The sequence below is a fragment of the Pseudomonas sp. St316 genome (assembly GCF_018325905.1).
In the GTDB taxonomy this organism is placed as follows: Bacteria; Pseudomonadota; Gammaproteobacteria; order Pseudomonadales; family Pseudomonadaceae; genus Aquipseudomonas.
This window is the reverse complement of the sequence record NZ_AP021901.1, coordinates 4387502-4413746: the sequence shown is the minus strand read 5'-3', so window position 1 is coordinate 4413746 and position 26245 is coordinate 4387502. Positions and strand designations below refer to the sequence as shown.

27 protein-coding genes are annotated in these 26245 nt (G+C 61.4%); 14 read left to right on the top strand and 13 right to left on the bottom strand.

The window, feature by feature from the left end; genetic code table 11:
- Positions 1–44: 44 nt before the first annotated feature.
- The 4 genes from KI237_RS19445 to KI237_RS19430 are packed head-to-tail and all read right to left on the bottom strand — an operon-like array spanning position 45 to position 3631.
- Positions 45–797 carry an N-formylglutamate amidohydrolase gene (locus KI237_RS19445; RefSeq protein ID WP_212796630.1) on the bottom strand — a complete coding sequence of 251 codons (753 nt, stop codon included), beginning with the start codon at positions 795–797 and terminating at the stop codon, positions 45–47.
- On the bottom strand, positions 781–2133 hold the full coding sequence (locus KI237_RS19440; protein ID WP_212796629.1) for a type I glutamate--ammonia ligase: 1353 nt from the start codon (positions 2131–2133) through the stop codon (positions 781–783). Before KI237_RS19440 ends, KI237_RS19445 begins: the two co-directional genes overlap by 17 nt.
- Complete coding sequence (locus KI237_RS19435; protein WP_212796628.1) at positions 2130–2774, bottom strand: cysteine hydrolase family protein; 645 nt, start codon at positions 2772–2774, stop codon at positions 2130–2132. The genes KI237_RS19440 and KI237_RS19435 overlap by 4 nt, the downstream gene beginning before the upstream one ends.
- A gap of 2 nt (positions 2775–2776) precedes the next feature.
- On the bottom strand, positions 2777–3631 hold the full coding sequence (locus KI237_RS19430) for a MurR/RpiR family transcriptional regulator (RefSeq protein ID WP_212796627.1): 855 nt from the start codon (positions 3629–3631) through the stop codon (positions 2777–2779).
- 298 nt (positions 3632–3929) lie between these two features.
- Here KI237_RS19430 and KI237_RS19425 point away from each other — a divergent pair, with 298 nt between their 5' ends.
- Entirely contained in the window at positions 3930–4508 is a 579-nt protein-coding gene (locus KI237_RS19425) for a histidine phosphatase family protein (RefSeq protein ID WP_212796626.1), read from the top strand.
- Entirely contained in the window at positions 4505–5263 is a 759-nt protein-coding gene (gene cobF / locus KI237_RS19420; RefSeq protein ID WP_212796625.1) for a precorrin-6A synthase (deacetylating), read from the top strand. The genes KI237_RS19425 and cobF overlap by 4 nt, the downstream gene beginning before the upstream one ends.
- Before the next feature lie 190 nt (positions 5264–5453).
- On the opposite strand, the gene ftrA is transcribed toward cobF, so the two are convergent.
- Positions 5454–6413, bottom strand: coding sequence for a transcriptional regulator FtrA (gene ftrA / locus KI237_RS19415; protein ID WP_212796624.1), 960 nt, complete (start codon positions 6411–6413; stop codon positions 5454–5456).
- Between the two features lie 101 nt (positions 6414–6514).
- Between ftrA and KI237_RS19410 the strand changes: the two genes are divergently transcribed.
- From KI237_RS19410 to KI237_RS19395, 4 genes are all read left to right on the top strand, one after another.
- Positions 6515–6949, top strand: coding sequence for a rhodanese-like domain-containing protein (locus tag KI237_RS19410; RefSeq protein ID WP_212796623.1), 435 nt, complete (start codon positions 6515–6517; stop codon positions 6947–6949).
- A 332-nt stretch (positions 6950–7281) separates the two neighbouring features.
- Positions 7282–8061: an L-arginine-binding protein AotJ gene (aotJ, locus tag KI237_RS19405; RefSeq protein ID WP_212796622.1), complete on the top strand. Its 780-nt coding sequence runs from the start codon at positions 7282–7284 to the stop codon at positions 8059–8061.
- A gap of 140 nt (positions 8062–8201) precedes the next feature.
- Positions 8202–9314, top strand: coding sequence for a succinylglutamate desuccinylase/aspartoacylase family protein (locus KI237_RS19400; protein WP_212796621.1), 1113 nt, complete (start codon positions 8202–8204; stop codon positions 9312–9314).
- A 64-nt stretch (positions 9315–9378) separates the two neighbouring features.
- Positions 9379–10095: an alpha/beta hydrolase gene (locus KI237_RS19395; protein ID WP_212796620.1), complete on the top strand. Its 717-nt coding sequence runs from the start codon at positions 9379–9381 to the stop codon at positions 10093–10095.
- 506 nt (positions 10096–10601) lie between these two features.
- On the opposite strand, the gene KI237_RS19390 is transcribed toward KI237_RS19395, so the two are convergent.
- Both KI237_RS19390 and KI237_RS19385 read right to left on the bottom strand, forming a co-directional pair.
- On the bottom strand, positions 10602–11189 hold the full coding sequence (locus tag KI237_RS19390; protein ID WP_212796619.1) for a DcrB/PsbP domain-containing protein: 588 nt from the start codon (positions 11187–11189) through the stop codon (positions 10602–10604).
- A gap of 143 nt (positions 11190–11332) precedes the next feature.
- Positions 11333–12265, bottom strand: a complete 933-nt coding sequence (locus KI237_RS19385; RefSeq protein WP_135844635.1) for a LysR family transcriptional regulator — start codon at positions 12263–12265, stop codon at positions 11333–11335.
- A gap of 111 nt (positions 12266–12376) precedes the next feature.
- Between KI237_RS19385 and KI237_RS19380 the strand changes: the two genes are divergently transcribed.
- Positions 12377–12871: a DMT family transporter gene (locus tag KI237_RS19380; protein ID WP_212796618.1), complete on the top strand. Its 495-nt coding sequence runs from the start codon at positions 12377–12379 to the stop codon at positions 12869–12871.
- Positions 12872–12873: 2 nt separating this feature from the next.
- Positions 12874–13326, top strand: a complete 453-nt coding sequence (locus tag KI237_RS19375) for a DMT family transporter (RefSeq protein WP_212796617.1) — start codon at positions 12874–12876, stop codon at positions 13324–13326.
- A 5-nt stretch (positions 13327–13331) separates the two neighbouring features.
- Here KI237_RS19375 and KI237_RS19370 read toward each other — a convergent pair whose 3' ends face one another.
- The 3 genes from KI237_RS19370 to KI237_RS19360 all read right to left on the bottom strand — a co-directional run bounded on the left by KI237_RS19370 (position 13332) and on the right by KI237_RS19360 (position 15763).
- Positions 13332–13613 (bottom strand): hypothetical protein, encoded by a 282-nt coding sequence (locus KI237_RS19370; protein WP_212796616.1) that lies wholly within the window; start codon positions 13611–13613, stop codon positions 13332–13334.
- A gap of 128 nt (positions 13614–13741) precedes the next feature.
- Complete coding sequence (locus KI237_RS19365) at positions 13742–14767, bottom strand: purine-nucleoside phosphorylase (protein ID WP_212796615.1); 1026 nt, start codon at positions 14765–14767, stop codon at positions 13742–13744.
- Positions 14768–14812: 45 nt separating this feature from the next.
- Positions 14813–15763 (bottom strand): nucleoside-specific channel-forming protein Tsx, encoded by a 951-nt coding sequence (locus tag KI237_RS19360; RefSeq protein WP_212796614.1) that lies wholly within the window; start codon positions 15761–15763, stop codon positions 14813–14815.
- A gap of 298 nt (positions 15764–16061) precedes the next feature.
- On the opposite strand from KI237_RS19360, the gene selD reads away from it, so the two are divergent.
- Entirely contained in the window at positions 16062–17096 is a 1035-nt protein-coding gene (gene selD / locus KI237_RS19355; RefSeq protein WP_212796613.1) for a selenide, water dikinase SelD, read from the top strand.
- Complete coding sequence (gene mnmH / locus KI237_RS19350; RefSeq protein ID WP_212796612.1) at positions 17096–18199, top strand: tRNA 2-selenouridine(34) synthase MnmH; 1104 nt, start codon at positions 17096–17098, stop codon at positions 18197–18199. Before selD ends, mnmH begins: the two co-directional genes overlap by 1 nt.
- 144 nt (positions 18200–18343) lie before the next feature.
- On the opposite strand, the gene KI237_RS19345 is transcribed toward mnmH, so the two are convergent.
- Entirely contained in the window at positions 18344–19018 is a 675-nt protein-coding gene (locus tag KI237_RS19345) for a histidine phosphatase family protein (RefSeq protein WP_212796611.1), read from the bottom strand.
- Between the two features lie 316 nt (positions 19019–19334).
- On the opposite strand from KI237_RS19345, the gene KI237_RS19340 reads away from it, so the two are divergent.
- The 3 genes from KI237_RS19340 (at position 19335) to KI237_RS19330 (ending at position 24142) form a co-directional block, all read left to right on the top strand.
- On the top strand, positions 19335–20033 hold the full coding sequence (locus KI237_RS19340) for a glutathione binding-like protein (protein WP_212796610.1): 699 nt from the start codon (positions 19335–19337) through the stop codon (positions 20031–20033).
- A gap of 190 nt (positions 20034–20223) precedes the next feature.
- The gene (gene hemB, locus KI237_RS19335) at positions 20224–21198 is read left to right on the top strand and encodes a porphobilinogen synthase (protein WP_212796609.1); all 975 of its coding nucleotides are present in this window, start codon (positions 20224–20226) and stop codon (positions 21196–21198) included.
- Positions 21199–23047: 1849 nt separating this feature from the next.
- Positions 23048–24142, top strand: a complete 1095-nt coding sequence (locus KI237_RS19330; RefSeq protein ID WP_212796608.1) for a DUF1615 domain-containing protein — start codon at positions 23048–23050, stop codon at positions 24140–24142.
- A gap of 109 nt (positions 24143–24251) precedes the next feature.
- On the opposite strand, the gene KI237_RS30590 is transcribed toward KI237_RS19330, so the two are convergent.
- Entirely contained in the window at positions 24252–24764 is a 513-nt protein-coding gene (locus tag KI237_RS30590) for a phage infection protein (RefSeq protein ID WP_249410643.1), read from the bottom strand.
- Between the two features lie 193 nt (positions 24765–24957).
- On the opposite strand from KI237_RS30590, the gene KI237_RS19320 reads away from it, so the two are divergent.
- On the top strand, positions 24958–25587 hold the full coding sequence (locus KI237_RS19320; protein ID WP_212796606.1) for a glutathione S-transferase family protein: 630 nt from the start codon (positions 24958–24960) through the stop codon (positions 25585–25587).
- A 117-nt stretch (positions 25588–25704) separates the two neighbouring features.
- Here the strand turns inward: KI237_RS19320 and KI237_RS19315 are convergent, their stop codons facing one another.
- Positions 25705–26241, bottom strand: coding sequence for a PqiC family protein (locus tag KI237_RS19315; protein WP_212796605.1), 537 nt, complete (start codon positions 26239–26241; stop codon positions 25705–25707).
- Positions 26242–26245: the final 4 nt, after the last annotated feature.

Genomic DNA, 26245 nt, shown 5'->3' with positions numbered 1-26245 from the left:
TGCTTTTGCTTGCTGTCTGTTGCTGGAAACTTGCCGCTGCCGCGCTACAGCAGGGGCGCCAGGTAGGCGCTCCAGGTCCGCACCGCCTCGGGGCTGCGCAGTTGGTCGTTGCGTACTTCGATCAACACCGAATCCAGGCCGCGGCCATCGCCGTGCACCGGCACCGTCATGTCGGTCAAGGGGTTGATCTTGTAGGGCTGGTTGCCCGCCGCTCGCAGTGAATGCCGGCCCAGCCCGTCGACGATGCGCTGGGCGTACTCCTTGGCTTCGCCGAACAGCACGCCCGCTTCCAGGGCCCGCGGCTGGCCATAGAACACCGGGGTGAAACTGTGGATGCCCACCACGCGCACCGGTCGGTTGGCGGCCAGGCGCTGGTCGATCAACGCCTGCAACCGATCATGGAAGGGATGGAACAGGCGCTGCTGGCGATATTCGCGAGTGGTTTCGTCCAGGGCATGGTTACCCGGAACCTGGTAGATCTCGCTCTGGGCCGGAATGCTGTCGGGCACATGCAGCGGGCGGTTGAGGTCGATCAACAGCCGTGAGTAATTGGCCGACAGCAACGTTGCGCCGAGGGTTTCGGACAGGCGTTCAGCCAAGGCCAGGGCACCGATGTCCCAGGCTATGTGCTCCTGAGACGCGGTTTCATCCAGCCCCAGGTCGTTCAGCGCATCGGGAATGTAGCGACTGGCGTGTTCGCACACCAGCAGCACCGGGTGTTCGGAGTCCTCCCGAACCAGTCGGTAGGGTGGCCTGGTGTAGAGGCCCGATTCAGCACACTCAATAGATTCGCGCATAGTGCTCACAACGCTCGGCAGGTGACAGCGCCTGGGTCAAGGCCAGCTCCTGGGCCTTCAAGGCGAAGTAGGTTTCGACCAGCGGGCCGGGCAGGGTCTCGAGCAGCGCCCCGCTGTGGCGCAGGCAGTCCAGTGCCTGGGCCAGGGTCGTCGGCAGGGCGATAATGCCACGGGCACGACGTTGTGCTTCATCCAGCTCATCGGGTACTTCATCAGTGACAGCGTTCAATGCCAGTTGTTGCTGGATGCCCAGTCGACCGGCAATCAATAGCGCCGCCATCGCCAGGTGCGGCGAGGCGGTGGCGTCCATGGCGCGGAACTCCAGGTTGTACTGGTTCGCCAGCGGTTTGCCGCTCAGGCTCACGGTCGGGCAGATGCGCAGCGCCGCTTCGCGGTTGCGCTGTCCCAGGCACGCATAGGATGCGCTCCAGTGATGCGGTTGCAGGCGCTCGTAGGACACCGGCGTCGGCGCAGTCAGCGCACACAGTGCAGGCAGATAATGCAGCACACCCGCGGCCCAATGCTGGCCGAGGCTGGACAAGCCGTTGCTGCTGGCGGCGTCATGCAGCACCGGGTCGGCGCTCAGGTCTTGCAGGCTCAGGTGCAAATGCACACCGTTGCACACGGCGTGTTCCGCGGTCTTGGGCGCGAAGCTCACGTCCAGGCCCATTTGCCGGCCGATCTCGCGGGTGATTTCCCGTACGTTCACGGCCCGGTCGGCGGCGGCTACGCCTAAAGTCGGGCGGCAGGTTATTTCGTATTGATGCTGGCCATATTCCGGCAGGAACATTTCCGGCTCGACACCGCCAGCCCGCAGGGCACTGAGCAACCACCCGGCGAATTCGGCCTGCTGGCGCTGGGCCTGAAGGCTGAAGGCCAGGCGATCAGGCTGCGCAGGTGTGGCAACCAGGTTGAATTCATGCTCGAACGCAGCGAAAACCTGCAAGCCCAGTTCGGTGCGATAACGCTCCACTTCGTCCTGCAACAGCGTGCGCGGGCAGGCGCTCCAGGGCCGGCCATCGGTCTCGCGTACGTCGCAATGGATGAAGTCGAGGACGGGCGCCCGGGCGTCGGGGCCGTTGTTGACGGTCACCCGGCTGGACAAGTCAGGCACCAGCCGCAGGTCGCCATAAGCACCCCAGGGGTTGGCCGAAGCGATGATGTCCTGGGGCGTCAGCGCGCTGTTGGCCGGCACCCAGCCACAACCGGCGGTGACGTAGTGGGGCAATTCATCACTGGGAAACGAGCGCCCACGGGTCACGCCGATCAGGTCGGTGGTCACCAGGGTCGTGACGGGCAGCGGGGCGAGGACGGCGGCGGGATCGAGGCGGCTCATGGCTGCATCTCCTGCAAGCGCGCGAGCACGGTGTTGGTATCGGTGATCCAGCAGTAGCCCTTGATCGCGTTCAGGCACGCCAGGTGTCGTTGTTCGGTGTAGGTGGCACAGGCATCTTCCACCAGCGTGACCAGGTAGCCGCGATCGGCGGCGTCGCGCACGGCCATGTCGACGCACTGGTCGGTGACGATGCCGGCAACGATCAAGTGGCGGGTCTGCAGGTTGCGCAGCACGTAGTCGATGTTGGTGGAATTGAAAACCCCGGAGGAGGTCTTGGGCAGCACAACCTCGTTTTCCAGCGGCGCCAGTTCGGCAATGATTTGCGCCTCGGGGCTGCCCTTGGGCAGGTGCATGTCCGACAGCTTGTGATCCAGGGATCGGTCGCGGCCATCGGCGGTGAGGCTTTCGATGTGGGTGTGCAACACGTTGTGCTGCCCTTCGCGCATCGCGTTGAGCAAACGCTGCTGGTTGGGGATGACCTGCTGGCGGGCCCGCTGGATGAAATACTCGGCCTCGCGGGTGTGCAGGTGGGCATCGAATTGCGGTTCCAGCCAGGCGCGTTGCATGTCTACCAGCAGCAAGGCCGTGTGCTGGCAGGTGAACGGCAAATCCCGGGGCGAGCGGTGAGGGAGCGAGAACATCCTTATTTTTCCTCCAACAGGTGCGTGTTGAATTCCGTGCGCAAGGCATCGATGCCTTCCAGGCGTTCGGCCAGCTCGGGGCATTGCAGGGTCAGGCAGGCAATCAGCGCCTCGACCTGGGCCAGCGCCGGCACCAGGCTGTCGAAGGCCGAGATCGATTCCACCGGGGCGCTGATGATCAGGTCGGCCAGTTCGCGCAATGGCGACGCGTAGACGTCGCTGAACAGCACGACCCGGGCGTGGCGCTCCTTGGCCGCGCTGGCCACGCGCAGGGCCTGGGCCTGGTAGCGACGGTAATCGAAGATCAGCACCACATCCTGGCGTTGCACGTCGAATAGCCGGTCAGGCAGTTGGGCGTTGTCGTCCAGGGCGAAACAGCCCGCGCGCAACAGCCGCAAATGGTTGAGCAGGTAGTGGGCCAGGAAGCTGCTGAAACGCCCACCGAAGCAATGCACCTGGTGGCGGCTGTCGAGCAGCCATTGCACGAGAATGCGCACGTCTTCGGGTTGGGTCAGGGCCTGGGTGTCGATGAGGTGGCGCTGACTGGAGGCCAGGTATTGGCTCCAGGTATCGCCTTGCTGCAATTTGGCCCGCGGTTTCAACAGGGTGCGGGGGGAGCGCAGGCGATGGTCCATGTCACTGAGCAGGGCATCCTGGAATTCGGCATAACCGCCAAACCCGAGTTTTTTCACTAGCCGAACGATGGTCGGGTCGCTGACGCCGGCATGGTCTGCCAGGCGCGACATCGGACCGAGGCCGTTGCGTGGGTAGTGATCGAGCAGGGCACGGACGACCTTGCGTTCCGATGGCGTCAAAACCAAGCCAGGATCGGTGATCAGGTCTCTGAGGGGTGGCATCCGTGCTCCTTGCCAGATGGGTGTTGAATTTCTTTCATAACTCCTGAAAACAGTATTTATGTAGCTGGTGCTACATGTCCAGTGGTTTTTACGTTCCGTTTAAAATGCTCCAATATTGTGCGAAACCCTTGTAGGAGTTGGTTCCGGCCGGGTAGACCAAGTATGTCAGTCGATGCTTCTGACGATGTCGGACATAACGCCTTTTTGTCTCACTTATTTGATTTCGTATAAGGTGCTGTACAACTAAAAGCATGAATATCCCACCCATGCGCCCCTTTCGATTGCCTGAGAGTCCAGTGTGCAAGCCACTCGTCTGACCCTGATCTGCCACGCCCGCACCGCCGCCCAGAAGCAGGCGCGTTTTGGCCTGGACGAACCGCTGGACGCCGACTGGCTGGCACACCGCGCGCAGGTCGACCGCCGCTACCGAAATGTCCGGCAATTGCTGTGCGGGCCGGAACTGCGCACGCGCCAGACCGCCGCCCTGTTCGGCGACGAGCCCGAGCAGGACCAGGCCCTGGCCGATTGCGATCTGGGACGTTGGCGCGGGTTGTCCATCGATGAGTTGCTCCAGGCTGAACCGCAAGCCCTGCAGAGTTGGCTCGATGATGTCGAGGCGGCCCCCCATGGTGGTGAATCTGTCGCTCAGTTGTGTCGCCGTGTCGGGGATTGGCTGGCCAGTCTGGAAACCCGGCCAGGACATCTGCTGGCCGTCACCCACCCCTTCGTGATCCGCGCAGCCCTGGTGAATGTCTTGGGTTGCCCGGCCGCTACATTCAACCGGATCGACATTGAACCGTTGTCCACTCTCGAATTGCGTTTCAACGGCGTATGGCGATTGCGCACCCAAGGGCCTGGCCAGGAGTCGCCGCGATGAAGACGTTGTCAGTCATTGGCATTGGGGCCGGCGATCCGGACCAACTGACGATGCAGGCAGTGAAAGCCTTGAACCGCTTGGACGTGGTCTTCCTCATGGACAAGGGGCCGGCCAAGGACAAACTGTTGGACCTGCGGCGCGAAGTCTGTCGGCGCTACATCGTTGATCGCACCTACCGTTTCGTCGAATCCTACAGCCCGGAGCGCCAACGCGGCGGCCTGGACTACCAGGACAGCGTCGAAGCGTTGAACCGGGCTAAACAGGCCACCTTCGAACGCTTGATCAATGAAGAGCTGTCCGACGGTCAACGGGGTGGTTTTCTGGTGTGGGGCGATCCGGCGTTGTACGACAGTACCGTGCGCATCCTGCAGTCGATCCTCGACGCGGGCCGCTGCGCCTTCGAGTTTGAGGTGATCCCCGGCATCACCAGCGTCCAGGCCCTGGCCGCCCGGCATAAAGTGCCGTTGAACAGCATTGGCGGTTCGCTGGAAATCACCACCGGACGCCGGTTGGCGGCGGGGCAGGTGGGCGACGCGACGAGTGTGGTGGTAATGCTCGATGCCGAGGACGCCTATCGCCAGGTGAGCGATCCCGATACGCACATCTACTGGGGAGCCTATGTGGGGACGCCGGATGAAATCCTTATCGCCGGCCGCCTGGGGGACGTGGCCGATGACATCGAGCGCACCCGCAAGGCCGCGCGAAAGGCCAATGGCTGGATCATGGATACGTATTTGTTGCGTAAGCCTCAATGATGCTTGCACATCAACTGTTTGGTCCGGGGACATGGTTAACCCTGTGGCTTCAAGGAATGTGGGAGCAAGGCTTGCCCGCGATTCAGGCAATGCGGTCTTCCAGAAATCCAGGCGCCCGTTTCGCGAGCAAGCTTTGCTCCCACATCCCCTCGCCACAGCAGCGTTCGACAGTCCATCACCAATGGGCTACTTACCCGCGCCCAAACCGCTCTCGATACACCGACGGCGCCAACCCCACGACGCTGCGAAACGCCACGCGAAAGCTTTCCACCGAGCGGTAGCCACACAGTTGCGCGATGTTGTCGGTGTTGTCCCCGGTGCTTTCCAGCAACTCGCGGGCCCGGGCCAGGCGTTCATGTTGCAGCCAGGCCTTGGGCGACACACCGCAGGCCTGGGTGAAATGGCGCAGGAAAGTGCGTTCGCTCATGGCCGCCTGGCTGGCCAGTTCGCGCACGCCGAGGGGTTCGTGCAGGCGTTCGCGAGCCCATTGCATGACACTCGACAGGTCGCTGCGTGGCGTGCGGCTGACCGGTGAGGGAATGAACTGCGCCTGGCCGCCCGTACGTTGCGGCGACATCACTAGCCGGCGTGCCACGGAGTTGGCGACCTGGACGCCATAGTCCCGTGCCACCAGGTGCAGGCAGGCATCGATACCGGCGGCGCTGCCCGCCGAGGTGATGACCTGTCCTGAATCCACGTACAGCACATCCGGGTCCACCCGCACGGCGGGAAAGCTTGCGGCCAGTTCGTCGGTGTAGCGCCAATGAGTCGTGGCGCCCAGGCCATCGAGCAGCCCGGCGGCGGCGAGTACGAAGGCACCGGAGCAGATCGACAGCAGGCGCGCACCCCGGGCATGGGCCCTGCGCAGTGCCTCGAGCAACGCCTGGGACGGTGGCTCGCTGCGGTTGCGCCAGCCTGGCACGACAATGGTCCGGGCGGTTTCGAGCAGTTCCATGCCGCCATCGGCCAATACCTGGAAGCCGCCCATGGCGCGCATCGGGCCGTCATCGACGGCGACGATCCGATGCGCGTACCAGGGAAAATCGAATTCCGGTCGCTCCAATCCGAAGATCTCGACGGCGACACCGAATTCGAAAGTGCACAGGCCGTCGTAGGCGAGGATCGCGACCAGACCAGGGGTAAACTGCATTTGGCGGAAAATTCCCACAGAGTGTCTTGTGCGCCACTGTAGCGGTAAGCCCCGAGGGGATAAAGTCTCTTCACGCCTTATCTATCTTGGAGTACACGCCCATGACCAGCCTGGTTCGCGAAGTGCCTGCTGCCCCCTCCGATATCGCCCTGCAGCATTTCAGCCGTCGCCTGACATTCGAAACCGATTGTTCCGACGTTCATGCCAGCCAACAGGTCGGCAACATCGATTTTGTGCTGGTGGATGTACGCGGACCCCTGGCCTACGAACGTGGCCACGTACCCGGGGCGATCAACCTGCCAACTCGTACGCTTACCGCCCAGGCACTGGCCGCCTATGCCAAGACCACCCTGTTCGTGGTGTATTGCGCCGGCCCGCATTGCAATGGCGCGAACAAGGCGGCAGTGCGTCTGGCAACGTTGGGATACCCGGTCAAGGAAATGATCGGCGGCGTCATGGGCTGGCTCGATGAAGGCTTTCGCCTGAGCGGCACAGTGGAACGCATGGCGGATGAGGCGATCAGCTGCGACTGCTGATGCTCTCCTGCAACCAGGCTTTTGTGGTCAGAGATTGCTCTGGCTGGGCTCTGTAGGAGCCTGCGATTTTTTGATCTTGCGCTTGGGACTCAAGTGTCTGGGGAAAGATCGCAGCCTCTTTTGCAACAGGGGTGTTTGCCTGTCAGGTTTTTCGCAAATCCCGTGACCACCGGACGCACCTGGCTGTTTTCATAACTATTTGTCGCCTCAACATAATTCCCCTCCTGAGTGCCCCTCTAGACTCCCGGCCACTTCGGTTTTTGCTGACCGAACGCTGCCTACGAATCTGCCCATAACGATCAATAAAATACCCTGCACACTCAGGAGCGAAAATGAAGAAGCTAGCCATGTTCGGTGCCCTGGCACTGTCCGTACTGTCCCTGTCGGCCATGGCCGAAGACGCCAAGCCGATCCGCCTCGGGATCGAAGCCGGTTACCCGCCTTTTTCGATGAAAACACCCGACGGCAAGCTGACCGGCTTCGATGTCGATATCGGTGATGCGCTCTGTGAGCAGATGAAGGTCAAGTGCACCTGGGTCGAGCAGGAATTCGACGGCCTGATTCCGGCACTGAAAGTGAAGAAAATCGATGCGATCCTGTCGTCCATGACCATCACCGACGATCGCAAGAAAAACGTCGATTTCACCATCAAGTACTACCACACCCCAGCGCGTTTCGTGATGAAGGAAGGCGCCGAGGTCAAGGACCCGCTGACCGAGCTCAAGGGCAAGAAAGTCGGCGTGCTGCGTGCCAGTACCCATGACCGTTTCGCCACTGAAGTGCTGGTGCCCGCCGGTATCAACCTGGTGCGCTACGGCTCCCAGCAGGAAGCCAACCTGGACATGGTTGCCGGTCGCCTCGACGCCATGCTGGCCGACTCGGTCAACCTCGACGAAGGTTTCCTGAAAACCGACGCCGGCAAAGGCTTCGTCTTCGTAGGCCCGACTTACGAAGACGCCAAATACTTCGGCGGCGGTGCCGGCATCGCGGTGCGCAAGGGCGATAAGGTCCTGGCCGATCAGTTCAACGCGGCCATCACCGAAATCCGCGCCAATGGCACGTACAAGAAGGTGCAGGACAAATACTTCGCCTTTGATGTCTACGGGCATTAATCGGTAGGAGCTGCTGTAGGAGCTGTCGAGCGAAGCGAGGCTGCGATCTTTCCACCGCCAGTTGCGTCCAGGGCGAAAGATCAAAACATCGCAGCCTCGCTTCGCTCGACAGCTCCTACGCCTAGTCATTCGGAGGTTTCATGCAACGCATCGACCATACCCTGCCGTGGAGCCACCTGGGCACCGAGCGCCGGCTCAGTGTGTTTCGTTACGGCCATGGCCCGCGCAAGGCGTACATCCAGGCCAGCCTGCACGCCGACGAACTGCCGGGCATGCGTACCGCCTGGGAGCTGAAGCAGCGGCTCAACGACCTCGAGGCGCAAGGCCTGCTCAAAGGGGTGATCGAGCTGGTGCCGGTGGCCAATCCCATCGGCCTGGATCAACACCTGCAAAGCGCCCACATGGGGCGTTTCGAACTGGGCAGCGGCAAGAATTTCAACCGCTCTTTCGTGGAACTCAGTGCACCGGTGGCGCAACGCATCGGTGATCGCCTGGGTGATGACCCGGCCGCCAATATCACCTTGATCCGCCAGACCATGGCCCAGGTTCTCGACGACCTGCCGGCGCCGCCTTCGCAACTTGAAGCGCTGCATCGCCTGCTGCTGCGCCATGCCTGCGACGCCGATATCACCCTGGACCTGCATTGCGATTTCGAGGCCGCGATCCATTTGTATGCCTTGCCGCAACAGTGGCCGCAATGGCGTTCCCTGGCCGCACGCTTGAAGGCCGGTGTGGCGTTGCTGTGCGAGGATTCGGGCGGCAGTTCGTTCGACGAGTCCTGCTCCACGCCTTGGCTACGCCTGGCTAAGGCCTTTCCCACTGCGGCGATCCCACCGGCCAACCTGGCGACGACGCTGGAACTGGGCAGCATGGGCGACACCCGGGTGGAACAGGCCCAGGCCAATTGCGAAGCCATCCTCGGGTTCCTCGCCGAGCAAGGTTTCATTGGCGGGGATTGGCCGCCCACGCCGGCGCAGTGCTGTGAAGGCTTTCCGTTCGAAGGCACGGAGTACCTGTTTGCGCCGCACCATGGCGTGGTGAGCTTTCTGCGTGAGGCTGGCGAATGGGTGGAGCGCGGCGATCCGCTGTTCGAAGTGGTCGATCCATTGAGTGATCGGGTCACTACCGTGCGGGCTGGCACCTGCGGCGTGCTGTTTGCCCTGGACCGCGGGCGCTACACCCAGCCGGGGATCTGGCAGGCGAAAGTCGCCGGGCGTGAGCCGATTCGCATGGGGAAATTGATCAACGACTGATAAGTGCTGTCTACCTCACCGCACGCTTCTTGCCGTGTGGCTATCGAACGATGGAGGAAGATTGATGTTTAAAGCGCTCGCCCTGTTTCTGTTACTGGTCTCGTCCGGGTTGCAGGCCCAACCCTCGCTGCACACGGACTTGCCGCTCAACTACCTGGCCCAGGCCGATGAGCAGGCCCGGAACCGGCCGCTGGTGATCTTCCTGCACGGTTCCGGCAGTAACGAGCAGGACTTGTTCGAACTCAAGGACGCGCTGCCCCGGCATTACAACTACCTCTCGGTACGGGCGCCCAAGAGCATGGAGCAGGACCGTTACCAGTGGTTCGCCAAAAAGGGCGAGGGTGCTTATGACGGTGACATCTCAGACCTGAAAGCCAGCGGCCAGGTGCTGCTGGACTTCATCGAGAAAGCCCGGGCCAAGTACCCGACCGACGCGAGTAATGTCTACCTGGTGGGTTTCAGCCAAGGGGCGATGATGAGCTACGAAGTGGCCTTGCGACACCCTGAAGCCGTCGGCGGTATTGCCGCGATGGGAGGGCGGGTCCTGTCGATACTGCGGGCGGAACTGACCCCCGACGAGTCGCGACGGACACTGGCGGTGTTCATCGGCCATGGCACGGCAGACCCGATCATTCCCTACCACGACGGCACCGAAGCCAACACCTTCCTGAAGACCCTGGCACTGGAACCGGAATTTCATGCCTACCCGGGCGTCGGCCACAGCATCAGCGCCCTGGAAGTGCAGGACCTGCGCGCCTGGCTGGAACGGCTCAATCCCTGATCACCGTAAGTCCCTGCGGGAGCTGAGCTAGGCTCCCACATTTGACCAGCGTTTGTAGACCCTGTGGGAGCTGAGCTTGCTCGCGATTGCGGTGGGTCAGTTTGCATCAATGCCAGGATGTGCCGACGCCATCGCGAGCAAGCTAGGCTCCCACATTTGACCGGCGTTTGTGACCCTGTGGGAGCTGAGCTTGCTCGCGATTGCGGTGGGTCAGTTTGCATCAATGCCAGGATGTGCCGACGCCATCGCGAGCAAGCTAGGCTCCCACATTTGACCGGCGTTTGTGGACCCTGTGGGAGCTGAGCTTGCTCGCGATTGCGGTGGGTCAGTTTGCATCAATGCCAGGATGTGCCGACGCCATCGCGAGCAAGCTAGGCTCCCACATTTGACCGGCATTTGTAGACCCTGTGGGAGCTGAGCTTGCTCGCGATTGCGGTGGGTCAGCTTGCATCAAGGTTGGGTGTGCCGACGCCATCGCGAGCAGCTCGGCTCCCACAGGGTGCTTATTACTGACCGCTGGCGATCTGTTTCACCAATGTTTCATGACCGGTTTTGTCACTGGCCCGGGAGATGATCTGCACCACGGCCATTCGCGTGCCGGAGGCACCTATCAACGTGGTGTCCAGGGTTGGCCCGCCGCCCTGGGTGGCGCTGGTGTCGAGCTGGCGCAGTCCCAGGCCGGTGCCTTTCTGGGTCAGGCTTTTTTCGCCGAGGATCTTGGCGTCCGGCAGGGTCTTGGTTTTCTGAACGGCGAAGTCGGCGAAGGTCGTATCGAGAAAGGCATTGTCGTTGTCCTTCACATTCACGCCGTTGACGATGGTGTTCTCAGCCGTGATCACCACGGTTTTACGGGTGGCATTGCTGTACATCGTGCCCGTTGCCCCGGCCGTGCCCTGGGTCTGTTCACCGGCGGGCAGCGGCGTCGCCGTGAAACCCTTGGGCAGGGTGAAGGTGAGCTTGCCACCCAGCATCGAAATCTTCTGTGCCGGCGCATCGCCAGCGGTTTTGGCCGGGGCCGCAGGGGCAGGTACCACGACCAGGCTGGCGATGGCCGCCAGCAACAGGGCGGTGGCGTGTTTACTCAGCAATGACATTGAAACGCTCCACGGAGAGTCGTGCTCGGGGGCTGATCATCCCATGGGCGCTGCACTTGATTCCAGCGCGCAGAAACGCCCGGCCAGACCCTTGCGTTCGAAGATGGCAAGCGTTGCTGTTTCTGACCGGTGACACGCCGCGGTCAGCGATCCCAGTAGGGCACCTCGCCAAAACACTCCAGGAAGAAATCGATGACCGTGCGGACCTTCACCGACAGGCGTCGGCTGCCCGGCCAGAGAATGGCGATCTGTTGGGGTTCGAGGCTGTTGGAGGCCTGGTAATCCTGCAGTACCGGGACCAGCGTGCCATTGCGCAGTGCTTCGCCGATCAGCCAGGACGGAAACATCACCAACCCCAGGCCTTGTTCGGCGGCCTGGGTCAAGGTGTCGGCGTGGTTGCCGGTGATCGGGCCCTTGACGCTGTAGGGCGTCCAGGCCTGGCCTGGGCGGCGGAAGAACCAGCGCTGCTGACCGGTCACGCCTTTGTAGGCCAGGCATTGATGGGCTGCCAGGTCCTGGGGTTTGAGCGGCGCGCCGTGGCGAGCCAGATAAGCGGGGCTGGCTGCGATCTGGAAACGATGGGGGGCGAGGACCCGCGCCTGCATGCCTGAGTCATGCAACGGGCCGATACGAAACAGCAGGTCGGCGCCTTCCTGCAGAGGGTCGACGTAACTGTCAGTCTGCTGGATCTCCAATTGCAGCTTTGGGTAGCGTTCGCACAACTGGCCCAGCCACGGCGTCAGGTGGCGCTGGCCGAAGACCACTGGGGCGTTGATCCGTACCAGCCCGGAGGGCTCGCTGTGCTGTTCCTGCAAGGCTTGTTCGGCCTCCTCCAATTGCACCAGTAGCAGCCGCGCATGATGCCCCAGCAGGCGGCCGGCTTCGGTGGGGGACACGGCGCGGGTGTGCCTATAAAGCAATTGCTGGTTCAGGGCCTGCTCCATCAGTTGGATCTGTCGGGAAATCGATGACGGGGCGAGACCTTCGCGCCGGGCCACCTCCGAAAAACTGCCGTGATCGAGTACCGCGACAAACAAGCGAAGCGCCTTGAAGCCGAGTTCATTGAGGCCGTGCATGGGCGACTGTCCTGTGCGTATTGCGCAAAAGTGTTGTCTGGATATTCCCATTTATCGCACAGAGGCACCAGCCGATAATGCCGGCCTTCCTTTTCCAAACAGGTTCTGACCATGCAGGTTTCCTCATTGAACGCGGCCAGTCCGGTGACGGCTACCCAACCGCGGTCGTTCTTGCGCTGGCTATTGCTACCCCTGGTGATCCTGGCCGGCATGGGCTTGTCGGTAGAGGCCGGCCTGCTGGGGCCGCTTGGTGTCCAGGTCGGGCATTTGTGGGCCACCCTGAGCATCTTTGGCGTCGGCTCGGCGATTCTCTTCCTGCTGTTACTGCTCAGCGGTCGGCAACAAGGCCCGGCCCTGAATGAACTGCCGCGCTGGCAGCTGATCGGCGGTTTTCTGGGTCCCGTCTACGTGATGGTGCTGACGCTCGCCACGCCCCACATCGGTATCGCCATGACCATGGTCGCGATCCTTTCCGGTCAGGTGGGCAAAAGTGTCCTGATCGACCATTTCGGCTGGTTCGGTGCGAGCCGCAAGCGGGTCAATGGCGAACGTTGGCTGGCGTTGGCGCTGATAGTCGTGGCCCTTGTCCTGATTGCCCGAGGTTGACTATGAGTCTGTTTATTTTATTGCTGGTGGTCGTCGCTGCGGGTGCAGTGCTGAGTGTGCAGGCCGCTATCAACGGCCGCCTGGGCCAGACGGTCGGTGTGCTGCGCAGCAGTCTGCTGACGTTTACGGTGGGCACGGTGACCACCGGGTTGTTGATCGTATTTTTCGAACCGGCTCACGCGGTCACCTTGTTGGATGTGCCGAAATGGCAGCTCAGCGGTGCGTTGTTCGGCGTCGTCTACATGATGGTGATGGTAGGTGCGGTGCCGAGGGTGGGGACTGGCGTGGCGACGGTGGCGGTGATCGTCGGGCAATTGGGCATGGGCATGCTGATCGACAACTTCGGCTGGCTGGACAACCCGGCCATCGAGTTGTCCGGTAGCCGGATCCTGGCCATGGCCTGCCTGGCCTTGGCGCTGGTGTTCATGTATCGCAGCAATGCACGACAGGCCTGAAGGTCTCAGTCGGGTTCGACGTTCAGCCGCAGGCTGCCATCGTCCAGGCGCTCGGTGCTGCGGACGATGCCACTGATTTGCCGGCCTTCGGCGCTGAACACTACGATCTGGGCTTTAGCCAGGTCGTCGGGCAGCGGTGGGTGTGCGTGCAGCACAAACCATGGCGGTTCATCGTCGTCCAAGCGTTTGACGTCGAACAGGCAAGCGACATTTTTGGTCTGGTGCCCAAACAGCGTGTCCAGGCCGTAATAGAAATGAGTGCTGTCGGCAGCAGGGGTGAGGGGCATCGGCGGTCTCCTGGGGCGCTCGGTGGATGTTCAAGTGATCCTGCCAGGAATGGAAAATTCCATCGAGTGAGCCATAGAGATTAGCTCAGTCACTGCTGAAGACTTCCTGTGGCATGGGCTTGGACAGATCACAGGTCAGGCACCCCGCTTTTCCACACCGACCAGTTCTTCACAATGTCCTGCACCACCGGGTTGCCGGTGCGGAAGAGGTTTTCCAACGCAGGGACAAACGCGCCCTGGTCGGCGTATTTGAGCAGGTTGTCCACTTCGTTGCCGCCGGGCTCGGGGCGGTCGAAGTCGGACCCGGCCCGCAGCACTGCCAGCCGGTTGATGTCCACCCGACCTTCGCGACTGGCCCGTAGCAAGGCCTCGTAGGTTGAGTTGTCTTCCTGTTGGGTGGTGCAGTAGACGCCTTTGTTATCGGTGAGCAGGCGCGTCCAGACTTCGGCGCGCTCGCTCAGGCGCGTACCGGAGAACCAGGTGTTGCCGGCCAGGGTGTCGCAGCGGGTCACCACCGGCGGCTGGTTGGCCGGTGCATACGGATATTTCAAACGCCAGGCGGCTGACTCCTTGCTTTCCGCCAAGGTCACCTTCTGGCTGAGGGCAAAGGCCTTGGCCTGCAGGGCCGGGTTGAGTTCGAAGACTTCCGTCTTGTAGTCCAGCGGCGGCTTTTCGTTCGGCCCCTTGGTGTTGATGCCCAGGTAGCCGGTGGGCCAGTCCTTGGGCACATCCCGCGAATCCAGCTCCCATTGGGTACCGAACTCCACCAGGTAATGGGCCCAGGCGGTTGTGCCAAGCGTGCCGTGGTGCGGGTTGATGCCGGCGATCCCGGCCACCAGGAAATAGCTTTTGCGCAGGTCGACGGTGGGGGAGAGCGCCAGGGCGAGGGTCGAAGCTGCGGCGTTGGTCTGGCCCATGCCGGTGATCAGCAGGCAGACCCGCTCGGCATTGCAACGGATCGTCGGGTATTCGGCGGACAGCCCCGGTACGCGGATTTGCTCCTTGAGCTGCAGGCGATCAATCCAGTTCTGCGCCTCGGGGGCGAACATCGTGATCAGCATCACTTTGGGTTGAAGCGGCGGCGCGGCTCCGGCGGTCGAGCAGAATAGAGCCGTGCAGGCCAGGCCGATTGAAGTAGACAGGCGATTGATCATGTATTCGTGACCTCCATGGATTCGAAGTGTGCTGCTACGGTTTGCTCAGAATTGATAGCCAACCCCGGCGTAGTATCCCCAGCCGTCGGAGCGGGCGCGGAAGTTGCCATCGCCAAAGTTAAGCTCACTGCCGTCCTGCCAGTTGCCGCCGTTGTGGAAGTAACGGCCCACCAGCGTAAAGCGCAGGTGCGTGAACGAATACAGCAAGACGTTGGTGGCGACTGAGGCATTGGCCGTTCGGGCGGGGTTGTCCTTGTGCAGGTCCGAACCGAAATCGAAGTTGGTGAAGCCAATGTAGGTCAGCGAGGCGCCATTGCCGAACTGGCTGATCGGAACGATGTACTTGAGTTGGGCGCGGTAGCCGTCCCAGGAATATTCATTGCTGGCGCCATAGTTTTCCCACTGATAACGGCCATAGAAGTTGGCTGACAGGTTGACCCTCGAGTGAGTGTCGATGTCGGTGCCCAGGCCGCTGTACAAGGTGTTCGCGCGATTGGCGCTGTTGCTGCCGTGATCGTAGATCCAGTCGAACGCCACATACCATTCCTTGAACGGTCCGATGGCCAGGCTGCGGCCGGCCAGGTAGTCGATGGAAATACGCGGTTCGTGCTCCATGAACACGGGGGAGCCGTGGTCCCACACACCTTTGTCGTGACTGTTGCCAATGTCGAAGATCTTTGGAATGTCGACGTAGCCATAGAGCTCGAAGGGCCCTTTGCGTCCGAAATACTCATATTCCAGATAGACATCGTCGACCGGTTGCGGGCCGAAGCTGATGTCCTTGCTGCCAATGATCGTCAGGTCCTGGTTGTACCAGTCCGACAGGTAGGCACCCTTTTTCGAAGGGGTAGCCTCCGGGCTGAGGGCTTCGCCCTGGGCGGACGTCTCGGTGGTTTGGGCTTGGGCTGTGGTGCTGAGTAGTCCGGTAACGGCGGTCAGTAGCAGGGCGGTTGCCAATGCGCCGGATGTGGCGAGACACCGGGAAGTGAAGTGCATGGAAAGTCCTTGTTCGTGCGGGCCGAGGCCCGTGTTCCGTGGTTGAAAAAAACAGTCGATCCGCAGGGTATGATCGATTGCGCAAACGTTTGCACATCTCGTACCAAATTTCCGCAGTGGCTTGAAATGCATGGGGTTCAGATTTTTTTCCTGTCCTTTTGGTCAGGCTCGGTGCACCGAATTCGGGGTCGTCGTGTGAAGCGGCACCAACGTGTTGCAGGAGCATGTGCTCGACGCGGCACTGAGTCGGTGACGTTGCTGATAGAATCGAGCCTCTTGACTGACCGGAGGTGTCCCCATGAGCGAGCCGATTCGCCTGACCCAGTACAGCCACGGCGCCGGTTGCGGCTGCAAGATTTCGCCCCAGGTGCTGGAAGTGATCCTGGCCGGCAGCGGTGCGCAGAACCTGGATCCCAAGCTGTGGGTCGGCAATGCTTCCCGGGACGATGCGGCGGTGTACGCCATCGACGAGGAGCGCGGGGTGGTCTCGACCACCGATTTTTTCATGCCGATTGTCGACGATCCCTTCGATTTCGGTCGCATCGCCGCCACCAATGCCATCAGCGATATCTACGCCATGGGCGGTGACCCGCTGATGGCCATTGCGATTCTCGGTTGGCCAGTCAATGTATTGGCCCCGGAAATTGCCCGGGAAGTGATCCGCGGCGGTCGTTCGGTGTGCGACGAGGCCGGTATTCCCCTGGCCGGCGGGCATTCGATCGACGCGCCTGAGCCGATTTTTGGCCTGGCGGTCACAGGCTTGGTGCAAAAGCGCCATATGAAACGCAACGACACGGCCACCGCCGGTTGCCGCCTGTACCTGACCAAGCCCCTGGGCATCGGCATCCTCACCACGGCGGAAAAGAAGGGCAAGCTGCGCGCCACCGATGTGGGCCTGGCCCGTGACTGGATGTGCACCCTCAACAAACCGGGCAGCCGCTTCGGCAAGCTCGACGGGGTGACGGCGATGACCGACGTCACCGGCTTCGGCCTGCTTGGGCACCTGGTGGAAATGGCCGACGGCAGCCAACTGACCGCGCGCATCCGCTATGACGCAGTGCCGCGTCTACCGGGCGTCGAGTACTACCTCGACCTGGGGTGTGTGCCGGGCGGTACGCTGCGCAACTACGACAGCTATGCCAGCAAGGTCGGCCGGGTCCAGGAACTGCACAAGCGCGTGCTGTGCGACCCGCAGACCAGCGGCGGCCTGCTGGTTGCCGTCACCCCTGAAGGCGAGGGCGAGTTCCTGCGGGTGGCCGCTGAACTCGGGCTGGCGCTGGAACCTATCGGCGAACTGGTCGAGCGACAGGTTTACGCGGTCGAGGTGTCTTGATGAGCCATGACATCACCGATTACCGCGACATCTTCCTCAATGACCGGCCGATGATGGACACCCGCGCCCCGGTCGAATTCATCAAGGGGGCCTTCCCCGGCGTGGTCAATTTGCCGCTGATGACCGACAGCGAACGGCAACGCGTCGGTACCTGCTACAAACAGCAGGGGCAGCAGGCCGCCATTGTCCTGGGGCATCAACTGGTGTCCGGTGAAACCAAGGCCCAGCGCATCCAGGCTTGGGCCGAGTTCGCCAAGGCCCATCCAGACGGTGTGCTGTATTGCTTTCGCGGCGGTTTGCGTTCGCAAATTGTCCAGCAGTGGCTCAAGGACGAAGCGGGCATTGATTACCCCAGGGTCGGCGGTGGCTACAAGGCCATGCGCACCTTCTTGCTGGACACGGTCGAGCAGGCGGTCGCCCAGTGCGACCTGGTGCTGCTCGGCGGCATGACCGGGACCGGCAAGACCCAAGCGCTGGGCCAACTGAGCAACAGCCTGGATCTGGAAGGTTATGCCAACCATCGCGGTTCCAGCTTCGGCAAACGCGCCACCGGCCAGCCTTCCAACATCGATTTTGAAAACCGCCTGGCCGTGGATGTGCTGAAAAAGCGCGCCGCCGGCATCGAACAGTTTGTGCTTGAAGATGAGAGCCGTGCGGTGGGCAGCTGTGCCTTGCCGCTGCCTTTGTACCAGCGCATGCAGCAGGTTCCGATGGTCTGGCTCGAAGACAGCCTGGAGCATCGGGTCGAGCGGATCCTGCAGGATTACGTCATCGACCTGTGTGCGGAATTTGTCGCCGTACATGGCGACGAAGGTTTCTCACTGTTTTGCGAGCGGTTGCTGGCAAGCCTGGACAACATCCACAAGCGCCTGGGCGGTGACCGTCACCGGCGCTTGATGAACATCCTGGAAACCGCCCTGGCCGAGCAGGCCAGCAGCGGCGCCGTCGACTTGCATCGCGGGTGGATAGAAGGCTTGCTGCGCGAGTATTACGACCCGATGTACGTGTTCCAGCGGGAAAAGAAGGGGCTGCGGATCGAGTTCTCGGGAGACCAGGCGGCGGTGCTGGAGTACTTGCGCGAGCGGGCGGCCCGGGGAGGGTGAGCTCGCAATCAGGCCCAGCGTTGAACGGCTACCCCCTGTGGGAGCGAGCTTGCTCGCGATAGCGGTGCAGCAGTCGACATCGATGTCGCCTGGGTTATCGCCATCGCGAGCAAGCTCGCGCCCACAAAGGGAAGTGGCGACTGATCAGGTCGGGCAGGTTTCCTGGCCGTTGTCCAAGCCTTGCTTGTAGCTATGGCTGGTGAGGCTGGCCTTGCCGTTGTGCCAGGTCAGGGTCAGCACGTACAGCGAATCGAAATCGCCTGACGCCCAGTCATCGGTAATGGTCTGCTTCTTGCCCACGGCCTCCTCGGCGACCTTGTTGATCAGTTCTGGCAGGTAGCCGTGGGACCAGGCGGTATAGATGGTGGCGTTGTGGTACTTGTCGTGTAGCAGTTCATCAGCCAGGTCGCTGGTGTCGTTGGCCGAATAATTGATGTTCACCGGCAACCCGAGCTTGATGGCGCTGGGGCTGATGGTCATCAGCGGGCGAATATAGCTATAGGAATTGTCCAGCTCACCCTCTTCGACATTGCGGGTCGGGTTGGCTGCGAACACGTAGTCGGCCTTGCCGAATTTTTCCGGCAGCAGGGTGGCCAGGTCGATGGCGCGGTTGAGACCCTGGCAGTTGAGCTGGCCCAGGCCACCGGCGGGTTTCTCGGCGTGGCGCAGGAACACCAACGTCTGCACTCCGTCGGCCGGCTGGGCGCGGCTGACGCTGGATTCCAGCGCCAGCACCAGGCCACAGACCACAAGCAGCGTCGGCAGCATCAGCCACGAACGGTGTTTGAAGCGTCTGGCGAAATTCAGTGGGTTCATCATGGGATAGTTATTCTTCAGCACTCTTGAGTCAGGCTGACAAACCCTGGCACCGCGAAGCGGGTGGCCTCGGGTGTTTTCCCTGTCATTACGCCGCGTCGAATCCCCGGGGCATTGCTCAGAGTCTCTTCAAGCCCTTTGGTTCGATCCTGGCGGGTCCCGGTGCACTGTAGCGATCTCCGTCAGGAGATGGGACGAACGTTAACGACAGGATGTTGCGAAATTAAGAAGGGACGACGTGAATTCCGTGACGGGCAGTGATGCCCTCCCGTACATCTTGGATTATCCTCGGGCTTTCCTTCATTTCCGAGCCGACCCCATGCCCGACTTGACCCCATTCCCCATCACCGAAAAATGGCCCGCCCAATACCCGGAGTGGATCCAGCTCTACTCCCTGCCCACCCCCAACGGCGTGAAGGTTTCGATCATGCTGGAAGAGACCGGCCTGCCGTACGAGCCCCACAAAGTGGACTTCGCCAGCAACGATCAACTGTCGCCCGAGTTCCTTTCCCTGAACCCCAACAACAAGATCCCGGCGATTCTCGATCCCCATGGACCGGGCGACCAGCCGTTGGCGTTGTTCGAGTCGGGGGCGATCCTGATTTATCTGGCGGACAAGAGCGGGCAGTTGCTGGCCCAGGAGTCGGCGGCGCGCTACGAGACGATCCAGTGGCTGATGTTCCAGATGGGCGGGATCGGGCCGATGTTCGGGCAGTTGGGGTTCTTCAACAAGTTCGCCGGCAAGGACTACGAGGACAAGCGGCCGCGCGATCGCTACGTCGAGGAAAGCAAGCGCCTGCTCAAGGTGCTCGATGGCCGTCTGCAAGGACGGGATTGGATCATGGGCGAGCGCTACACCATCGCCGATATCGCCACGTTCCCCTGGGTGCGCAACTTGATCGGCTTTTACGAGGCCGGTGATTTGGTCGGAATCCAGAACTTCCCCAATGTGACGCGGGTACTGGAGCGTTTCCTGGCCCGACCGGCTGTGGCGCGCGGGTTGAAGATTCCGGAATGAGTCACCCCACGGCCCGCCGATTCGATTACAAGCAACTGGAGGTGACGTGCATCAATGGCTCGCTGACCTTGTGAGTAGATTATTGCCTGGCCGGTAACACTCTGTTTTCCAGCCGACGTTTGTGCCCTGGTCGGCCAGGGCATAAGCTTTGCGCCTTGTGATCGAGCACCCATTTCTGCCCAGGAGTCCCATGTCCAGCCAGTTCCCCGAAGCACGTCCACGCCGTCTGCGTCGCAATGCAAGCCTGCGCAGCCTGTTCCAGGAAACCGAGTTCACGTTGAACGACTTGGTGCTGCCGATTTTCGTCGAAGAAGAAATCGATGATTTTGTGCCGATCAAGAGCATGCCCGGCGTGGTACGCATTCCTGAATCGAAGCTGGCCGGCGAGATCGAGCGTTATGCCCGTGCCGGCATCAAGTCGGTGATGACCTTTGGTGTGTCCCACCACCTGGATAATGACGGCAGCGACACCTGGAGCGAGCGCGGCCTGGTGTCGCGCATGGCCGGGATCTGCAAGGACGCGGTGCCGGAGATGATCGTGATGTCCGACACCTGCTTCTGTGAATACACCGAGCATGGTCATTGCGGTGTGCTGCACGGCGATGAAGTGGACAACGACCGGACCCTGGTCAACCTGGGCAAGCAAGCCGTGGCGGCGGCCCGCGCCGGTGCCGATGTGATCGCGCCATCGGCGGCCATGGACGGGCAGGTCCAGGCGATTCGTCGGGCCCTGGATGAAGCCGGTTTTAGCCAGACGGCAATCATGGCCTATTCCACCAAGTTCGCCTCGGCACTCTATGGCCCGTTCCGCGAGGCTGGCGGCAGCGCGTTGAAAGGCGACCGCAAGAGCTACCAGATGAACCCGATGAATCGCCGCGAAGCATTGCGCGAGTCCTTGCTCGATGAGCAGGAAGGTGCCGATGCGCTGATGGTCAAGCCGGCCGGTGCCTACCTCGATATCATCCGCGATATTCGCCAGGCTTCGAACCTGCCGCTCTCGGCTTATCAGGTCAGTGGCGAATACGCGATGATCAAGTTCGCCGCCCAGGCCGGCGCCATCGATGAAGCCCGCGTGGTGCGCGAGAGCCTTGGCGCAATCAAGCGGGCGGGGGCAGACCTGATCTTCACCTACTTTGCCATGGACCTGGCGCTGAGCGGGATCTGATCAGCGCTGGATCCTGTGGGAGCGGGTGTCCACACATCCGGTGTTCACCCCAATCCCTGTGGGAGCTGAGCTTGCTCGCGATAGCGGTGGATCAGTTTGCATCGAGTTGACTGGGCTGACGCTATCGCGAGCAGGCTCGCTCCCACAGTTTTTTTGGGTCGTTCACAAACCTCGAATACGCCACAAGATCTTCTGTGGGAGCTGAGCTTGCTCGCGATCGCGGTGGGTCAGTTCCGGTGATGTCGAATGTGCCGCCGCTATCGCGAGCAAGCTCGCTCCCACAGTTTTTTGGGGCGTTCACAAACCTCGAATACGCCACAAGATCCTCTGTGGGAGCTGAGCTTGCTCGCGATCGCGGTGGGTCAGTTCCGGTGATGTCGAATGTGACGCCGTTATCGCGAGCAAGCTTGCTCCCACAGTTTTTTTGGGTCGTTCACAAACCTCGAATACGCCACAAGATCCTCTGTGGGAGCTGAGCTTGCTCGCGATCGCGGTGGGTCAGTTCCGGTGATGTCGAATGTGCCGCCGTTATCGCGAGCAAGCTCGCTCCCACAGTTTTTTTTGGGTCGTTCACGGACCTCGAATACGCCACAAGATCCTCTGTGGGAGCTGAGCTTGCTCGCGATCGCGGTGGGTCAGTTCCGGTGATGTCGAATGTGCCGCCGTTATCGCGAGCAAGCTCGCTCCCACAGTTTTTTTTGGGTCGTTCACGGACCTCGAATACGCCACAAGATCCTCTGTGGGAGCTGAGCTTGCTCGCGATCGCGGTGGGTCAGTTCCGGTGATGTCGAATGTGACGCCGTTATCGCGAGCAAGCTCGCTCCCACAGTTTTTTTTGGGTCGTTCACGGACCTCGCATACGCCACAAGATCCTCTGTGGGAGCTGAGCTTGCTCGCGATCGCGGTGGGTCAGTTCCGGTGATGTCGAATGTGCCGCCGTTATCGCGAGCAAGCTCGCTCCCACAGTTTTTTGGGGCGTTCACAAACCTCGAATACGCCACAAGATCCTCTGTGGGAGCTGAGCTTGCTCGCGATCGCGGTGGGTCAGTTCCGGTGATGTCGAATGTGACGCCGTTATCGCGAGCAGGCTCGCTCCCACAGTTTTTTTGGGTCGTTCACAAACCTCGAATACGCCACAAGATCCTCTGTGGGAGCTGAGCTTGCTCGCGATCGCGGTGGGTCAGTTCCGGTGATGTCGAATGTGCCGCCGTTATCGCGAGCAAGCTCGCTCCCACAGTTTTTTTTGGGTCGTTCACGGACCTCGAATACGCCACAAGATCCTCTGTGGGAGCTGAGCTTGCTCGCGATCGCGGTGGGTCAGTTCCGGTGATGTCGAATGTGCCGCCGTTATCGCGAGCAAGCTCGCTCCCACAGTTTTTTTTGGGTCGTTCACGGACCTCGAATACGCCACAAGATCCTCTGTGGGAGCTGAGCTTGCTCGCGATCGCGGTGGGTCAGTTCCGGTGATGTCGAATGTGCCGCCGCTATCGCGAGCAAGCTCGCTCCCACAGTTTTTTTGGGTCGTTCACAAACCTCGAATACGCCACAAGATCTTCTGTGGGAGCTGAGCTTGCTCGCGATCGCGGTGGGTCAGTTTGCATCGAGTTGACTGGGCTGACGCTATCGCGAGCAGGCTCGCTCCCACAGTTTTTTTGGGTCGTTCACAAACCTCGAATACGCCACAAGATCCTCTGTGGGAGCTGAGCTTGCTCGCGATAGCGGTGGGTCAGTTGCAGCGGGGTTGACTGGGCTGATGCTATCGCGAGCAGGCTCGCTCCCACATTGGGCATAGCCCGTACCCGCTTTTGATCGTATGGTTGCTCCGGAAGAACGAATCCGACGGAGCACCATGCAATTCAACCGATTGATGATCACCCTTGCCACGCTGCTGGCCCTTGCCGGTTGCAGCAGCCGCCAGGCACAGGAGCCTGAGCGTCAGCCCTCCGAGGTCAAGAAGCAGATCGTGCAGTTGTTGCCGGCCAAGGCTGTCGACCGCGAAGGCTGGGCCACGGACATCTACGTGGCCTTTGCGGCCCAACAGATCCCGACCACGACGCGGAACATCTGTGCTGTCCTGGCGGTGACCGAACAGGAGTCGACGTTCCAATCTGATCCGCCAGTGCCGGGGCTGGGCAAGATCGCGCGTCAGGAGATCGACCGCCGTGCGGCGAAGGTGCACATTCCGCAACTGTTGGTCAGCGGTGCACTCCAGGTGCGTTCGCCCAACGGAAAAAGCTACAGCGATCGGCTCGACGCGGCGCGTAGCGAGAAAGAGCTGAGCGGGATTTTCGATGATTTCATCGGCATGGTGCCGCTGGGCAAGACCCTGTTTGCCGGTTTCAATCCGGTGCACACCGGTGGGCCAATGCAGGTCAGCATCGCGTTCGCCCAGGACAATGCGCGCAATTATCCCTATACGGTAGAGGGCTCGATTCGTCGCGAAGTGTTCAGCCGTCGTGGCGGGATGTATTTCGGTATCGCGCATTTACTGGGCTATCCGGTGAGCTACACCGAGCCGTTGTATCGGTTTGCCGATTTCAATGCCGGGTGGTATGCCAGCCGCAACGCGGCTTTCCAGCATGCGGTGAGTGTGGCGTCGGGCATTTCCCTGGCGCTGGACGGCGATCTGATTGCGCATGATTCCATCATGCCAGGCAGCACGGAACTGGCGGTGCGCACGCTGGGCAAGTCGCTAGGGATGCGCAACCCGACCATTCGCGATCAATTGGAGCAGGGTGACAGCCTGGCGTTCGAGGACAGCAAACTCTACAAGCGTGTGTTCGAACTGGCTGACAAGGCCGAGGGCAAGGCGTTGCCACGAGCGGTATTGCCGGGGATCGTGCTCAAGAGCCCGAAGATCACGCGCAAGCTGACCACGGCGTGGTTCGCCAAACGGGTGGATGAGCGTTATCAGCGATGCATGGCGCGGGCGTCGGGGCGTTAGCCAGGCTTTGGGGCATGAAAAAGCCCGGTGGATGAGGCCGGGCTTTTAGGGGGATGGGTTTGGTGCGGGAGCCGTCTTAAGCGGTGTATCGGGTAGGCTGCCAGGCAACTCATGCGTGGTTTTCGATCAGACGATCGGAGCCACCCTCGGCAACGCGACGTTCCAGCAAGCGATCAGCACCGCCTTCAGCGACGCGGTTTTCGATCAGGCGATCGGAGCCACCCTCGGCAACGCGACGTTCCAGCAAGCGATCGGCACCGCCTTCAGCGACGCGGTTTTCGATCAGGCGATCGGAGCCACCCTCGGCAACGCGACGTTCCAGCAAGCGATCGGCACCGCCTTCAGCGACGCGGTTTTCGATCAGGCGATCAGAGCCACCTTCAGCGACGCGACGTTCCAGCAAGCGATCGGCACCGCCTTCAGCGACGCGGTTTTCGATCAGGCGATCGGAGCCACCTTCAGCGACGCGACGTTCCAGCAAGCGATCGGCACCGCCTTCAGCGACGCGGTTTTCGATCAGGCGATCAGAACCGCCTTCGGCGACGACGGGTTGGGACGAGGCGGCAAATACGTTGGCGGCCAGTACAGAGAAAGCGAGGCTGAGGATGACTTGGCGTTTCATGATGGTGTGCTCCGGGGGTGCAGTGGTTTGTGTGGGGCCATTGTTGTCCCGGGCGATCATCAAGAGAACTTCATTGGCATGATGGTGAACATCGACGGCAGTGATAGCTCGTTGGCCCGCTGCCGGTCAGCTTGATGGAACACGGATGGGCTCGCGGGCTCTACCGGCTAACGCTTATGCAGGAGGTACGTTCATGTATCAGTTATTCGGTTGCAGGCAATCCGGCTCTTCGGCAGTGGAGGTTGCCCTGTGTCTCTGTGAGGTGGCTTATCGGCGGGTCGATGCCTATTCGACGCAAGACAACGATGCGACGAAAGAGCTCGAGGCACTCAATCCTTTGAAGCAGGTGCCGACCCTGCAGTTGCCGGACGGTTCGGTGCTGACCGAAACGGCGGCGATTCTGATTCACCTCGGGTTGACCTTCCCTGCATCCAAGCTGCTCCCGCAAGACCCGGTCCAGTGTGCACAGGCCATACGGGGCCTGGTCTACATCGCGGCCAACTGCTACACGCCCATCGGCATTATCGATTTTCCGGAGCGTTGGTTGGACGAGGCGGACGAAGCGACTCGGCAGCGATTGATCTCTGGCACGCAGCAACGGCTGTATCGCAATTGGGCGCTGTTTGCCGACCAATTCGCGGCCCGACCTTTTCTAGGCGGTGATGAACCGGGGGCGTTGGATATCCTGGCGGCCGTGATCACGAAGTGGAGAAATACGCGGGAGGCGATGCTGAGCACCCGTCCAGCGTTCCATGAGTTGTTGGCGCGCATCGACCACCATCCCCGCGTTGCGCCGGTGTTGTCGCTGCATTGGCCTTTGTAGGCGCTGCCGAGCGAAGCGAGGCTGCGATCTTTGCGCCGACGCTTGAGTCTCAAGCGAAAGATCAAAAGATCAAAAGATCGTCCGAACGCGGCCCGAGCCTTCGGCTGCTCCTACAGGTCAAGGACAGGCTTTGCGTGCAGCCGCCTGCTCAACGAGGTCGACAAACTGCCGGACATTCTCCTGGTGTGCCATTACCAGCTCGTCGATACTGGCGCCCGCCGGGGTTTGCAGGCTGCTGCGGCACGTGAGAGGGCGGGCGTCGTTGCCCAGGTTGCGCAGTCGCCATTGCACATCCATGCGGGCATGGCGGCCAGGGATCGAGTCAAAGCGTTGCACATCTACCCGCAGCAATGATTTGTGTGCGCCAGGGTTGCTCAGTTGTTCGTCCAGGCTGCTGTGCAGTTCATCGGCCAGGCTGGCGCCCCACCATTCGGTTTCCAGGATCGCCAACCCGCTGTTGCCTTGGCGAATGACCATCTGGGTGCGATCCACCTGGGGTGGAACGCTCACCTGTTCAATCTGGATGTCCACGCTGGAGCGCGATTGGCCTGCCGGTTGGGCCGGGCTCAGGGTGTGATAGTGGATCGGATCGCTGCGGCAGGCGCCGAGCAGCAATGCCACGGCAGCCAGGGTGAGTTTCAGCGTCAGTGACATGGGG

Bases quoted from the DNA above. Each gene is read 5' to 3' on its own strand.
- KI237_RS19380 (WP_212796618.1), top strand. From the start codon at position 12,377: ATGCAGGTTTCCTCATTGAACGCGGCCAGTCCGGTGACGGCTACCCAA.
- KI237_RS19395 (WP_212796620.1), top strand. From the start codon at position 9,379: ATGTTTAAAGCGCTCGCCCTGTTTCTGTTACTGGTCTCGTCCGGGTTG.
- KI237_RS19445 (WP_212796630.1), bottom strand. From the start codon at position 797: ATGCGCGAATCTATTGAGTGTGCTGAATCGGGCCTCTACACCAGGCCA.
- KI237_RS19370 (WP_212796616.1), bottom strand. From the start codon at position 13,613: ATGCCCCTCACCCCTGCTGCCGACAGCACTCATTTCTATTACGGCCTG.
- KI237_RS19320 (WP_212796606.1), top strand. From the start codon at position 24,958: ATGTATCAGTTATTCGGTTGCAGGCAATCCGGCTCTTCGGCAGTGGAG.
- KI237_RS19365 (WP_212796615.1), bottom strand. From the start codon at position 14,767: ATGATCAATCGCCTGTCTACTTCAATCGGCCTGGCCTGCACGGCTCTA.
- KI237_RS19430 (WP_212796627.1), bottom strand. From the start codon at position 3,631: ATGCCACCCCTCAGAGACCTGATCACCGATCCTGGCTTGGTTTTGACG.
- KI237_RS19345 (WP_212796611.1), bottom strand. From the start codon at position 19,018: ATGATGAACCCACTGAATTTCGCCAGACGCTTCAAACACCGTTCGTGG.
- KI237_RS19440 (WP_212796629.1), bottom strand. From the start codon at position 2,133: ATGAGCCGCCTCGATCCCGCCGCCGTCCTCGCCCCGCTGCCCGTCACG.
- KI237_RS19435 (WP_212796628.1), bottom strand. From the start codon at position 2,774: ATGTTCTCGCTCCCTCACCGCTCGCCCCGGGATTTGCCGTTCACCTGC.
- selD (WP_212796613.1), top strand. From the start codon at position 16,062: ATGAGCGAGCCGATTCGCCTGACCCAGTACAGCCACGGCGCCGGTTGC.
- KI237_RS19340 (WP_212796610.1), top strand. From the start codon at position 19,335: ATGCCCGACTTGACCCCATTCCCCATCACCGAAAAATGGCCCGCCCAA.
- mnmH (WP_212796612.1), top strand. From the start codon at position 17,096: ATGAGCCATGACATCACCGATTACCGCGACATCTTCCTCAATGACCGG.
- KI237_RS19330 (WP_212796608.1), top strand. From the start codon at position 23,048: ATGCAATTCAACCGATTGATGATCACCCTTGCCACGCTGCTGGCCCTT.
- cobF (WP_212796625.1), top strand. From the start codon at position 4,505: ATGAAGACGTTGTCAGTCATTGGCATTGGGGCCGGCGATCCGGACCAA.
- KI237_RS19375 (WP_212796617.1), top strand. From the start codon at position 12,874: ATGAGTCTGTTTATTTTATTGCTGGTGGTCGTCGCTGCGGGTGCAGTG.
- KI237_RS19390 (WP_212796619.1), bottom strand. From the start codon at position 11,189: ATGTCATTGCTGAGTAAACACGCCACCGCCCTGTTGCTGGCGGCCATC.
- KI237_RS19360 (WP_212796614.1), bottom strand. From the start codon at position 15,763: ATGCACTTCACTTCCCGGTGTCTCGCCACATCCGGCGCATTGGCAACC.
- KI237_RS19315 (WP_212796605.1), bottom strand. From the start codon at position 26,241: ATGTCACTGACGCTGAAACTCACCCTGGCTGCCGTGGCATTGCTGCTC.
- KI237_RS19410 (WP_212796623.1), top strand. From the start codon at position 6,515: ATGACCAGCCTGGTTCGCGAAGTGCCTGCTGCCCCCTCCGATATCGCC.
- KI237_RS19385 (WP_135844635.1), bottom strand. From the start codon at position 12,265: ATGCACGGCCTCAATGAACTCGGCTTCAAGGCGCTTCGCTTGTTTGTC.
- hemB (WP_212796609.1), top strand. From the start codon at position 20,224: ATGTCCAGCCAGTTCCCCGAAGCACGTCCACGCCGTCTGCGTCGCAAT.
- KI237_RS19400 (WP_212796621.1), top strand. From the start codon at position 8,202: ATGCAACGCATCGACCATACCCTGCCGTGGAGCCACCTGGGCACCGAG.
- KI237_RS30590 (WP_249410643.1), bottom strand. From the start codon at position 24,764: ATGAAACGCCAAGTCATCCTCAGCCTCGCTTTCTCTGTACTGGCCGCC.
- ftrA (WP_212796624.1), bottom strand. From the start codon at position 6,413: ATGCAGTTTACCCCTGGTCTGGTCGCGATCCTCGCCTACGACGGCCTG.
- aotJ (WP_212796622.1), top strand. From the start codon at position 7,282: ATGAAGAAGCTAGCCATGTTCGGTGCCCTGGCACTGTCCGTACTGTCC.